Source organism: Actinokineospora sp. HUAS TT18, assembly GCF_051364635.1.
Lineage (GTDB): Bacteria > Actinomycetota > Actinomycetes > Mycobacteriales > Pseudonocardiaceae > Actinokineospora.
On record NZ_CP195645.1, the window covers coordinates 1,842,682 to 1,855,103 of the forward strand.

The following is a 12,422-nucleotide window of genomic DNA, read 5'->3' on the forward strand; positions in this document are numbered from 1 at the left end:
TATTGGTCTGATGTATAGCCGGTTACCTCGGTGTTTCGCAACCCGGCACCAGCGGGTGAGATATAGACATCAGATGATTACCGGCTGCCGGGCTGTCCCAACATCACAGGGTCACAGACGGCAACCGCGACCGCTCGATGAGGCTCAGCGCCTCCCGGGCCCGCGACTCGCCCAAGCGGTGGCCGGTCCGTTCCTGGATGGCGACGGCCTCGGCGGCGTGGGCGGCGGCCCCGGCGCGGCCCAGCAGCGACTCGACGACAGCCAGCGCGGTCAGCGCACTGCCCCGCTGGATCTCCCGGCCCGCGGTCTCCGCCGACTCCAGCGCCGACCGCGCGTAGCACTCGGCCATGGGCAGCGCGTCGAGGTGGCGGTAGGACACCGCCAAGCCGATGCGGGCCTCCCCCATCAGCCTGCCCTGCTCGTCGGCGGCGAGCAGGTCCATGGCCTCGCGGAAGAGGGCGACCGCGGCGGCGTGCCTGCCGTCGAGTTGGCCGATCGTGCCCGCCACGACCAGGGTCTCGCTGAGCAGCCGGGCCACGTCCAGCGTCCGCGCGGTCTCCAGCGCCTCACCGACCGTGCGGGCCGCCAATTCGTAGCGACCCGCGTCGCGGTGGACGGCGGCGAGGTGGGCCATGGTCTCCGCGGCGTCCACTGTGGACCCGACGCGGCGGAAGGACTCCAGGGCCTCCAGCAGGTGCGCCTCGGCCTCCTCCAGCCTGCCCTGCGCCAGGTGCGCCTGCCCCAGGTTGGACCTGGCCGTCGCGCCCGCGTGCGGGGACGTGATCCGCTCGCAGATCGCCAGGGCCTCCTCGCTCGACCGCTGCGCCTGCTGGAGTTCACCGAGTTCGAGGTAGGCGCCCGCCAGGTTCAGCAGGCCGTTGGCCATGACGAAGTCCTGGCCGGTGCGCCTGCCGTGCTCAACACTCTCGGTGAACAGGCGGGCGGCGTCGCGGGAGTGGCCCATCTCCAGGTGGACGACGCCGAGGTTGCTCAGCGCGGCGCCCTCGATGAGGCTCAGGCCCGCGGCCCTCGCCCCCTCCAGCGCCTGCTCCATTTCGGACAGCGCGGTCGGGTGCGCGCCCAGCGTCCAGGCCAGGATGCCCAGGCTCATCCGCATGGCGGCCTGCGCGCCGACGTCGCCCGCGTGGGTGGCGGCGGCCAAGGCGGTGCGGGCGGCGGCGCCCCACTGGGTGGTGGTGCTGCGGGAATAGAGGTATCCGCGCAGGGCGTCGGTGAGGTGCCAGGCGAACTCCAGCTGCCCGGCTGGCTCAGCGGCGCCGATCGCGGCGAACAGGTTGGTGTGCTCGGCGTCGAGGAAGTCGCGGGCCTGGGTGGCCGAGGCGAACGTCGTCCTCGGCCGCGGCCGGTCGAGCCTGCTCAGGTCCGGGTACAGGACGTGGCCCGCGCCGTCGGCGGCATCGAGGTAGTGGGCGAACAGCCGGTGCGCCGCCGCGTCGCGGTCGGGCCGCGGTTCGTCACGCTCGGCGCGTTCGGCGGCGTAGAGGCGCATGAGGTCGTGGAACTGGTACCGGCCGGCATCGCGCTGGCCCAGCAGGTTCCGCGCGTGCAGGTGGTCGACGAGGTCTCTGGCGCGCGCAGCGTCGACGTCGAGCAGCGCGGCGGCGACCGGGACGCCGAAGGTCTGGCCGGGCACCAGCCCGAGCAGCCGGAACAGCCTGCGCGCGTCGTCGGCCAGCGCGGTGTAGGACAGGTCGAACGTGGCGCGGACCGCGGCCTGCGGGTCGCCCGCGACGGACAGGCGGCTGAGCCGGTCACCCGCGCGCAGCTCGGCAAGGTACCGCTCGATGGCGCCGTCGCCGCCCCCGGCGAGGTTGGCCGCGGCCAGGCGCAGCGCCAGCGGCAGGTAGCCACAGAGGCGGGCGATCTCCGACAGCGCGTCGCCGTGCGCGGCGCGGGCGCCGATGAGGTCGGTGAACAGGCCGTGCGCCTCATCGGGCCGCAGCACGTCGAGGCGGACGACCCGGGCGTCGTTGAGCGCGGCGAGCCCGCCGAGGTGGACGCGGCTGGTGGTCAGCACCGCGCAGCCCGGGGTGCCCGGCAGCAGCGGGCGGATCTGCCCGGCGTCGGCGGCGTCGTCGAGCAGCAGCAGCACTTTCCGGTCGGCGAGGCGGGCGCGCAGTTGGGCGGCGCGGGCCTCGGTGGCGTCGGGCAGCGTCGCCCGGTCGACGCCCGCGGTGTGCAGCAGGTCGGCGAGCAGTTCGCCGGGGTCGGCCGCGCCGAGCCGGACGTACCACTGACCATCCGGGAAGGCGGCCCGCACCTGGTGGGCCACGCGCACCGCGAGCGCCGTCTTGCCGACCCCGGGCGGCCCGCAGACCGCCGCGATCGGCACCCGACCGGCCGAGCGGGTGCCGACGAGGGTGTCGACCAGGTCCTCGATCAGCTCACCGCGCCCGGCGTAGGCGCCGACGTCGAGCGGCAAGGTGCACTGCGCGACCCACGACGGTGGCGTGGACTCGGCGGGATCCGGCCGCGCGTCGGCGCCGGTGAGCACGGCCTGGTGCAGGTCGCGGAGCTGGTCGCCGGGCTCGATGCCCAGCTCGTCGCGGAGTCGCGAGTGGACAGTCCGGTAGGCGGCCAGCGCCTCGGCCTGCCGTCCGCCACGGTAGAGCGCGAGCATCAGCTGACCCCAGAACCGTTCCCGCAGCGGGTGTTCGGCGGTCAGCCCGCGCAGTTCGGCGACGACCTCGGCGTGCCTGCCCGCCGCCAACTCGGCGTCGATCACGCGTTCCAGGATCTGCAGTCGCTCCTCGGCCAGCGGCAGCACCGCCGCGGCGCGCAGCGGCTCCGACGGCACGTCGCTCAGCACCGGTCCGCGCCACAGTCCCAGCGCGTGGCGCAGCAGCGCGACGGCCTCGGCGCCCTCGGCGCGGTCGGCGTCCTCGACGGCCGCGCGGAACCGGTGCAGGTCGAGACAGCCCGCGGCGACGGTGAGCGTGTACCCGTCGCGGTGGGTGGTGATCAGCTCGTGCGGCGCGAACGCGCGGCGCAGCCGCATGACGTAGGTCTGCACCGTGCTACGCGCCCCGGCGGGCGGCGACCCCGCCCACAGGTACTCGATCAGCTCCCCCAGCGAGACCACGTGGTTGGCCCGCAGCAGCAGCGCGGCCAGCACGATCCGGTGCTTGCCCGCGGGCAGCGGCACCTCCCGGCCGTCGACGCGCACCTCCAGCGCGCCGAGAATCCGGAACTCCACATTCGACAACTGCGCTATCCCCCGATGAACCCGTGCCCACCCCGGTTGGGCCTAACGGCCGCACGCGACCGCGACCGAGTGTGTCAGCGGCGGTGGCGCATCCGGACCGGATTCGGACATCATCGGCTCAATGGAGCAAGCCGTGTTGCTCCGATTGCAGTAGGAACAGCTCGGCGTACTTGCCGCCGAGTGCCATGAGTTGATCGTGGGTGCCCGCCTCGACGACGACACCGTCGTCGAGCACGTGGATGCGGTCGGCGCGGCGCACCGAGGCCAGCCGGTGGGTCACGAGGATGACGCTGCAGCCGCCCGCGGCGAGGTCGCCTACCTGGTCGAACACCTCGATCTCGGCGCGCGGGTCGAGCGCGGCGGTCGGCTCGTCGAACACCACGACGGGTGCGGCCCGGTAGTGCGCGCGGGCCAGCCCGATGCGCTGCCACTGGCCGCCCGAAAGCGACGTGCCGCCCCAGAACTCGCGGGCCAGCAGCGTGTCCCAGCCGCGGTCGAGCTTGGCGATCACGTCGTGCGCGCGGCCGAACCGGGCGGCCCGGTGCAGCACCCCGGGGTCCGGGCGCCGGGTGGCGCGGCCGATGGTGACGTTGACGCGCGCGGTGAACGGCCATTCCACGAAGTCCTGCGCGACGAGCGCGACCTGGTCGAACACGCTGCCGCGGTCGAGGTGCGTGGTCGGCACGCCGTCCCAGTAGACCGCGCCCGCGCTCGGCAGGTAGAGCCCGACCAGCAGCTTCGCCAGTGTCGTCTTGCCCGACCCGTTCTCCCCCACCAGCGCGACGACCTCGCCGCGGCGCACCGTCAGGTCCACTCCGCGCAACGCGGGCCGTTTCGCGTTGGGATAGGTGAAGTGCAAACCGCGGACGGCGATCGCCCGCGGCTGACCGGTGACCCTGGTGAGCCGGGCGGGCATCGCCTCGGCCTCGGCGCGCTCGCACGTGCGCTGCCAGTCCTGCACGAACAGGCCCTGCTCGTAGAGGTCGTTGACCGAGGTGACCAGCGCGGTCAGGTGCTGGGTGCCGGTGCGGATCGCGAGCACGACCGTCCCGGCCACGGCCAGCGGCACCGCGCCGGACACCAGCAGCCAGCCCAGCGCCGCGTAGGTGCCGACCCTGGCCAGCCCGGACACGCCGTCGGCCAGCAGGGTCGTGCGGGCCTGGGAGTCGGCGAGCCTGGCCTGTTCGGTCTCGGAGACCTCGGCGAGCCTGCGGTAGTGGTCGAGCAGGAACCCGCCGGTCCGGTGTGCGCGGACCTCCTCGGCCGAGTCCGGGCCGGTCAGCAGCGAGGCGAGCATGTCCAACTGGCGGTTGAGCTCGATCCACCGCTTCATCGACAGGAACCGGGCGCGCGCGGTGCGGATCGCGCCCCACGCCGACGGCAGGATCACCGCCAGCAGCAGCGGCAGCAGCACCGGGTGCAGCACGGCGAGCACCGACCCGGCCGCGACCAGCCCGGCCAGCGCGTCGAGCAGCGCGATCGTTCCCCCGGTGACCTGTCTGGCGGCCAGCGCGCCGCGGCGGGCGGCGGCGAGTTCGTTGCTGAACTCGGCGTCCTGCACCACCGCGAGTTCGACCTCGACGGCGCGTTCCAGCAGCCGGGTGTAGGCGACGCGGTCCACTTTGGGCGCGAGCCTGCCGTTGGCCGCGCTCCCGACCGACGACAGCACGCTGCGCGCGACCCCGCCGACGAGCACCCAGGCCAGCGCGGGCAGCGCGGCGACCAGGGTCTCCCGGCTGGGCGGCGCGGCGAGCAGGACCGTCAGGGCGGCGTTGGTGGCGATGAGGATGAACGCGGTCGCCGCGCCCGCCAGCACGTTGGCGGCGACGGCGACCGGCAGCGTCCACCGGTCGGCCTCCCACGCCAGCCCGAAGGTGGTGCGGACCAGCCCGGGGAGCCTGCGCAGCATCGTCCAGAAGCCGAGGTCGAGACCGGCGCCGTCGTGCTGGACGAACCCGTCGGACATGCGGATGCCGCTGCCGAACAGCGGGTCGTCGCCCGGTTCGCGCGCCTGCCCGGCGCGGTGCCTGCCGCCGCGGCGGCCGTCCTCACCCACTTGTCGGTCCCCCGTCAGGAAAGCAGGAACAGTCGTGTCCACCCGGGCGGGCGGCACCCGGCGACGGCCAACAGGACCATCGCCACCCCCGCCGAGCCGACCAGCACGCCCGGGTTGTCCACGGCGATACCGGTCGACTCCACGTCGTGGAAGCCGAACACCGAGTCGGGCCGGTGCGCCTCCAGCAGCCGCTCACCCAGCCCGACCGCCTGCTCGCGGAAGCGTTGGTCACCGGTGTCCCACCAGAACAGGGCCGCGACCAGCAGCGCGCCCGCGGTGCCGTGGCACAGCGTCGGGCTGCGGTGCACCGGTTCCGGCCGGTCGACGGCGAGGTCGACCGCGGCGGCGCGGAACCCGGTGTCGGGCAGCGCCGTCCCGGCCAGCCACAGCGCGCGGGAGATCCCCAGGGACCCGGTGCACCAGGTCTGGGTGGCGACCTCGGCCTCGGCCACCCGGGCGCCGAGCGCGCGGATCGCGGCGGGCACTCCGGGGACGAGGCCCGCGGCGTGGATGTGCAGCAGCGCGAGCGCGGCGAGCGGCCCGGCGGCGCCGTGGGCGAGACCGGGTTCGGGGTAGTCGGCGATGTCGACCATCGCCGTGCCTACCGCGGCGAGTGCCGCCCGCGCGGGCTCGAAGTCCGGTCGCAGCAGCAGCGCCGCGGTCCAGCCCGCCATGCCCGCGATCAAGTCGAAGTCCGGTTGGTCCTGCCCACGCGCGGCCGCTGCCGAGCGGATCACGCCCGGCAGCAGCACGGCGTCGAGCCCGGCGCGCAGCGTCGAGTAGCGCTGGCCGCCCCGGCTGAGCAGCGAGGCCGCCGCCGCGATCCCCGACGCGCCCGCGAACAGCGACAGCGGCAGCGCCGGGTCGTCCATCGCCGACACCGCGGCGGCCAAGTGGTGGTGGCCAGTCCGATCCCACCCCGCAGACGGATCGGCCTGGTCGAACACCGCGCACAGGGCCGCCGCGCCCGCGTCGCCGAGCGCCAGCGACCCCGGCCGCCAGCGCAGGACGTCGGGGAAGGCCGAGTGCGCGCCGAGCGCGGCGACGCCCGCGGCGATCCGATCAGGATCGACCGCGCGCGCCGCCACCTCGGCGGCCACTGTCTTGACCCGCTCCCTCTGTGACGGGTCAAGCAGGACCGGACGCCTCATGGCCTCAGATGCACATGTTCGGCGAGGCCGACTCGTGCGCCGCGCGGCCGCGGCAGGTGTAGCTGCACGCGTAGGTGGCGCTGCACGTGCGGGTGCAGCCCTCCGACACGAACGAGGTGTGCACGCAGCCGCCGGACGCGTTGAGGTTGCGGTTGTAGTCGTCCTTCTGGTCGAGCGGCACGATCCGCAGCTCGAGGTCGAACAGCGCGTCCTCTTCGGTCAGCGTCATGGTCGTCACGTAAGTGCTCCCGTCAATTGTGGACATGGTGGTGGACCCGACAGTCGGGCCCGGAACCAAGCATCGGGCAGCCCGGCGACGCGGTGGCGACGTCGTGGCGACGCGGTGGCGACGCGGGCTCGCGAGGCGGTGACGGCGGCCGCGGGAGCCGGCTAACGTGCCTGGCACATCCCCGTTTTCCGTTCCGCTGGAAGGAGTTCGACGTGCCCCGCTTCGTGCCAGACGCCACGGCCCTGCTGCGGATGCCCACGGCGCCGGTCGCCTTGGGACACTCGACGAGGGTCGAGCGCGGCGCGGCCGACTTCCTCGGCCGCGTGCTCGCCGACCCGGCGCTGCGCGAGGCCGTCGAGCTGTCCAGCGACGTGCTCGCCGCCGCGCTCGACGCCGTCGCCGCGGGCACCGCCGACCAGGCCAAAGTGGAGCGTGCGGCCCGGACGGTGGCCCGCTATCTGCTGCGGATGACCGGCAGGCCCACCCCGTTCGGCCTGCACGCGGGTGTGGCCGTCGCGGAGTTCGACTCGGCGACGAAGGTGCGGCTGGGCGCCGCGCACCGCAAGGGCGTGCGGGCCGACGCGGGCTGGCTGACCGCGGTGCTGACCGACCTGGAGTGCCGCCCCGAGGTGCTGCGCCACCTGCGCGTCACCGCCAACGATCTGTGCTTCGAGCGCGGCGACCGGCTCGTGCTGCCCTACGCGCGCGGCGACGACGGGCCGATGGCGGAGCTGTCGATCCGGCGGACCGCCCCGGTGGCCGCCGCCATCGCCGCCGCGCGGCGGCCGGTCGCGGTCGCGGACCTGGCCGCCAAGCTGGCCGCGGACTTCCCGCAGGCCGCCGCCGCCGCGATCGAGGCCATGATCGGCCAGCTCGTGGCCCGCGAACTGCTGCTCACCGACCTGCAGCCCTCCCTCGTCGGCACCGACCTGCTCGACCACGCCATCGACCGGCTCGGGGACCGGCCCGAGGCGGCCGCCCTCACCGAGATCCGCGACCTGCTCGCCGACTACGCCGCCGCGCCGATCGGTGAGGGCCTGCCCGCTTGGCGGCGGGTGACCGCCGCGATGCGCGCGGTCCGCCCCGCCGACCGCGCCCCGGTGCAGGTCGACCTGCGGGTCGACGCCGAGGTGCGGCTGCCGCACGAGGTCGGCGCCGAGGCCGCGCGCGCCGCGGCGGTGCTGAGCAGGCTCGCCGACCCGCTGCCGGAACACCTGCGCCAGTACCGCGACGCGTTCGTCGAGCGCTACGGCAGCCACCAGGTGGTGCCGCTGGCCGAGCTGATCGACCCGGAACGCGGCCTCGGCGCGCCCGCCGGCTACCGGGTGCCCGAGAGCGAGCGCCACCTGACGCCGCCCACACACGGCGATGTCCGCGACGACGCCCTCGCCGCGCTGGCCCAGATGACCCTCCTCAGCGGTGGCACCGAACTCGTCCTCGATGACACGTTGGTCGACCGGCTCGCCCCGGACGTGCCCGCGCCCGCCAGCACGGAACTGTGCGTGCGCGTGCTGGCCGAGTCGGCCGCCGCGCTCGACGCGGGCGAGTTCCAGCTGGTCGTGGCCCCCGCGGTCGGCTCACCCAACGCGGGCGAGATGTTCGCCCGCTTCGCCTACCTCTTCGACGGCGCCCCGGACCCGCGCGACGACGGCGATCTGCTCGCCGCGCAGCTCACGTTCCGCCCGCTGCACGGCCGCATGGGCAACCTGCTGCAGGTGCCCGCCGTGTGCGCGCACACGCTCGCCATCGGCACCTTCGCCGAACGCGACCGCCCCGACGTGCTCGGCGTCGACGACATCGCCGTCGGCGTGGACGGCGGCCGGTTGTTCCTCGCCGCGCCCCGGCTCGGCAAGGAGGTGCTGCCGGTGTCGCCGCACCGGATCAACCTGACGACCTCGTCGGCCAACGTGGTCCGGCTGATCCGCGAGATCACCAGCGCGGGCCACAGCCGGATGGAGGGCTGGTGGTGGGGCAAGGTCGCGGGCCGCCTGCCGATGCAGCCCCGGGTCCGCTACGGCCGGACCGTGCTGGCCGCCGCGACGTGGCGGGCGAGCGACCCGATGCGCGACCGGTCGCTGTCGTGGGCCGAGTGGAACCGCGAACTCGACGCCTGGCGGGCCCGGTGGCGGGTGCCGGAGCGGGTGTCGGCGGTCGACAGCGACGCCGGGCTGGAGCTGGACCTGGGCAGCGGTCTGCACCGCGCGCTGCTGCGCGACGAGCTGACCCGGCGCCCGCAGACCGTGGTCACCGAGGTCATCGGCACCGACGCCGACACCGGCTGGCTCGACGGGTACGCCGCCGAGATCGTCGTCCCGCTGCGCGGCGCCGACCCACGCCGCCCGGCCGCGGTCATCCGGCAGGCGCCGCCGACGAGAGCGCACCTCCCCGGCGGAGAGTGGGTGTACGCCAAGCTCTACGCAGCCCGCGCCCGCCACGACGAACTCCTCGCCGACCACGTCGGCCTGCTGTGGTCCACTGTGGACCGCTGGTTCTTCATCCGCTACGCCGACCCGGACCCGCACCTGCGGCTGCGCCTGCACGCCGGGCAGGAGGCGCTGCCGATCCTGCACGACTGGGCCGCGCGCCTGTGCGCCGAGGGCCTGGCGAGCAGGCTCGTCCTCGACACCTACGAGCCGGAGTCCGCCCGCTACGGCGGCCCCGAGCTGCTGCCCGCCGCCGAGGCCGCGTTCCACGCCGACAGCGTCGCCGCCATGGCGCAGCTGCGGCTGCCGGTCCCGTCGGAGCTGTTGGTCGCGGCCAACTACGTCGACATCCTGCGGTCGTTCGGCGACCCGGACTGGGACGAGTGGCTGCTCGACCATTACACCAAGGGTGAGCACCACAAGGCGTTCCAGCGGTCCCGCGCCCAGGCACTCGACCTGATCTCCCCGTACGAGGGGTGGCCCGCGATGCCCACCCAGGCGCTCGACGCCTGGCGGGACCGCGCACCCGCGCTGGCCGCCTACGGCGAGGCCGCCCGCGCCGCGAACGCGCCCCGCGACCAGATCCTCTCGGCGCTGCTGCACATGCACCACAACCGCCTGATCGGCATCGACCCCGACGCCGAGGCCCGCTCGCTGGCCATCGCCCGCGGCGCCGTCGAGGCGCACCGCAACCGCATCAGGCACGGCGCGTGAGCGCGCGCGCCGCGGCCGTGCAGGTCGTCACCGACATCGCCACCCGGCTCGCCGACCCGGCCAAGGTCGCCGAGCTGATGGCGGGCAGCGACCGCTGGATGCCGCTGTCCCTGACCGACGGCTTCCCCGCCACCGCCCTGCTGCACGCCGAACTCGCCAACACCGACGCCGCCCACCGCCGCGTCGCCCACGCCCACCTCGCCGCCGCGGCGAGCGCACCCGCGATGCCGGTGCACGGCCTCTTCATCGGTCCCGGTGCCCTCGCCTTCGCCGCCGCCCAGGCCGCGCGCAAACCCGGCGAGTACGCGGGCCTGCTCATCCCACTGGACACCCAGCTGGTCGACTGGACGCACAGAACCCTCCGCGCCGAGTTCGAGCGGATCGCCGCGGGCCGGTCGGGAACGACCTTCGGCGCGTACGACGCGGTGACCGGCGTGACCGGCGTCGGCCGCCACCTCCTCCAGCGCGGTGACACCGAGGCCGTGGCCGAGATCGCGCGCTACCTGGTCAAGCTCGTGGACCCGATCGACGGCCTGCCGGGCTGGTGGGTCACGGATTCCCCGCCCTTGCCCGCCCACGCCAACTCCGGTCTCGCACACGGCATCCCCGGGCCGCTGGTCCTGCTCGCGCTCGCTTGGCAGGCGGGCATCCGCGTCCCCGGCCAGGGCGAGGCGATCGACGGGATCGTGAGCTGGCTGCTGACCTGGTCCGACCACGACGACCACGGCCGCTACTGGTCGGACACCCTGACCGCCGACGACCTGCGCTCCCGCCCCGACGCACTGCGCCCGGCCCGCTCGGCCTGGTGCTACGGCACCCCCGGCGTCGCCGTCGCCCTGCACATCGCGGGCACCGCCACCAACCGTCCGGAGTGGACAGAGCACGCGGTGGCCGCCACCAAGGCCATGCTGCGCCGCCCGCTGGACTCCCACGGGATCCACGATGTCGGCCTGTGCCACGGCTGGGCGGGCCTGCTGACCCTGGTCCTGCGCCTGGCCCGCGACACCGCCGACCCGGACCTCCTGGCCGCCGCCGACCGCGTCGCCCTGCGGGCGGTCGACGGCTACGACCCGGACCACCCGAGCGTCGGCTTCCTGGAGGGCGCGGCCGGAACCGCCCTCGCACTCCACGGATGGCTGACACCTCCGACCACCGACTGGGCCGCGGCCCTACTCGCCGCGTGACACGAGAGGACACAAGATGAGCTACCTGAACGACCCGGTGTGGGCGGACCTGTTCGCCAAGCCCGAGCAGGCCCACGACATCGACTGGGGCCGCGCGTCGCTGCGCTTCATGGCCGCCGACACCGTCCGATCGCTGGTCACCCGGCCGTTGATCGAACGGTGGATGGTCTACGGAAACCTCCGCTACCCGCAGCTCAACGTCAGCTACGGCGGCGAGGGCGCCCCGCCCACCACGTTCACCCGCTCCCGCAGGCTCAACCAGCATCAGCTGCCCGGCACCGCCCACGCCGACGACATCCTCACCCACCTCCGCCAGGGCGCCACCCTGGTCCTCAGCAACCCGGAACTCTGGGACGAGGCCACGGCCGCCTTCTGCCACAACCTCGCCCGCCCCTTGGCCGCGGCCGTCCAGTGCTACGCCTACCTGACCGCCCCAGACCGCTTCGGCAGCAAGCCGCACCGCGACGAGGGTGACGTGTTCGCCATCCAGATCGAGGGCACCAAGGAGTGGACGCTCTACGACCTGCCGACCGGCGAGGACTGGTACCGCGGCCACATCGACCCCGACGCCGTCCCGCGCGAGAAGATCACCCTCGAACCCGGCGACGCCCTGTACGTCCCGGCGGGCATGGGCCACCGCGCCCAGGCGGGCCCCGAGGGCTCGCTGCACCTGACGGTCTCCCTGCAGGTCCTGTCCGTCCAGGACGTCGTCGCCGCCTGGGCGGCCCAGGCGGGCTCGACCTTCAGCAGGCACGAACGCCTCCCCATGGGCAGCGAAGGCCGCGTCGACCACATCCAGGACGCCCTGCGGCGACTGGCCGAGGCGACCACCAAGGCGGACGCCGCTTCGATCGCCGACGCGCTGGTCCCCACCAGCCAGTGGCCGACCGAAATCCGGCGCCTGACCTGGGAATAGACAGATTCTCCAAAAAGTTCGGCCGATGATGTCGAGAAGCCGTGCCCGGCTCCGTCCCTGGGCTGAACGCGACACAATGGGTCGCACCAGACCGAGGAGAGATCCACGATGGCCAAGTACCTGCTGCTGAAGCACTACCGCGGCGCCCCTTCGGCGGTCAACGACGTCCCCATGGACAAGTGGACGCCGGAGGAGATCACCGCGCACGTGCGGTACATGGGTGACTTCGCGAACCGGCTCAGGGAGACCGGCGAGTTCGTCGACGGCCAGGCGCTCGCCCCCGAGGGGACGTGGGTGCGGTCGGACGGCACGGGACGCCCGCCGGTCACCGACGGCCCGTTCGCCGAGACCAAGGACCTCATCGCCGGGTGGATGGTGATCGACGTCGACAGCTACGAGCGCGCCGTCGAGCTGGCCGGGGAGCTGTCAGCGGCCCCCGGCGCGAACGGCGAGCCGATCCACGAGTGGCTGGAGCTGCGCCCGTTCCTGGCCGCGCCGCCCACCATCACCGAATGCCACTGAG

General features: G+C 74.2%; 8 protein-coding genes. 4 read left to right on the forward strand and 4 right to left on the reverse strand.

Annotated features, from left to right (window positions below; genetic code table 11):
- Nucleotides 1–103 precede the first annotated feature (103 nt).
- From ACSHT8_RS08080 to ACSHT8_RS08095, 4 genes are all read right to left on the reverse strand, one after another.
- A complete protein-coding gene (locus ACSHT8_RS08080; RefSeq protein WP_436499243.1) occupies nt 104–3,217 on the reverse strand; it encodes a BTAD domain-containing putative transcriptional regulator in 3,114 nt (1,037 codons plus the stop codon).
- A gap of 127 nt (nt 3,218–3,344) precedes the next feature.
- The gene (locus ACSHT8_RS08085) at nt 3,345–5,282 is read right to left on the reverse strand and encodes an ABC transporter ATP-binding protein (protein ID WP_436499245.1); all 1,938 of its coding nucleotides are present in this window, start codon (nt 5,280–5,282) and stop codon (nt 3,345–3,347) included.
- A gap of 14 nt (nt 5,283–5,296) precedes the next feature.
- Nucleotides 5,297–6,382, reverse strand: a complete 1,086-nt coding sequence (locus ACSHT8_RS08090) for a lanthionine synthetase LanC family protein (protein ID WP_436499247.1) — start codon at nt 6,380–6,382, stop codon at nt 5,297–5,299.
- A 55-nt stretch (nt 6,383–6,437) separates the two neighbouring features.
- Nucleotides 6,438–6,671 carry a hypothetical protein gene (locus ACSHT8_RS08095; RefSeq protein WP_436499249.1) on the reverse strand — a complete coding sequence of 78 codons (234 nt, stop codon included), beginning with the start codon at nt 6,669–6,671 and terminating at the stop codon, nt 6,438–6,440.
- Nucleotides 6,672–6,874: 203 nt separating this feature from the next.
- Here ACSHT8_RS08095 and ACSHT8_RS08100 point away from each other — a divergent pair, with 203 nt between their 5' ends.
- The 4 genes from ACSHT8_RS08100 (at nt 6,875) to ACSHT8_RS08115 (ending at nt 12,421) form a co-directional block, all read left to right on the forward strand.
- Complete coding sequence (locus ACSHT8_RS08100; RefSeq protein WP_436499251.1) at nt 6,875–9,799, forward strand: lantibiotic dehydratase; 2,925 nt, start codon at nt 6,875–6,877, stop codon at nt 9,797–9,799.
- Complete coding sequence (locus tag ACSHT8_RS08105; protein WP_436499252.1) at nt 9,796–10,983, forward strand: lanthionine synthetase C family protein; 1,188 nt, start codon at nt 9,796–9,798, stop codon at nt 10,981–10,983. The genes ACSHT8_RS08100 and ACSHT8_RS08105 overlap by 4 nt, the downstream gene beginning before the upstream one ends.
- Before the next feature lie 16 nt (nt 10,984–10,999).
- Nucleotides 11,000–11,899 carry a JmjC domain-containing protein gene (locus tag ACSHT8_RS08110; RefSeq protein ID WP_436499254.1) on the forward strand — a complete coding sequence of 300 codons (900 nt, stop codon included), beginning with the start codon at nt 11,000–11,002 and terminating at the stop codon, nt 11,897–11,899.
- 108 nt (nt 11,900–12,007) lie between these two features.
- Nucleotides 12,008–12,421 carry a YciI family protein gene (locus ACSHT8_RS08115; RefSeq protein ID WP_436499256.1) on the forward strand — a complete coding sequence of 138 codons (414 nt, stop codon included), beginning with the start codon at nt 12,008–12,010 and terminating at the stop codon, nt 12,419–12,421.
- The last annotated feature ends 1 nt before the right edge of the window (nt 12,422 follow it).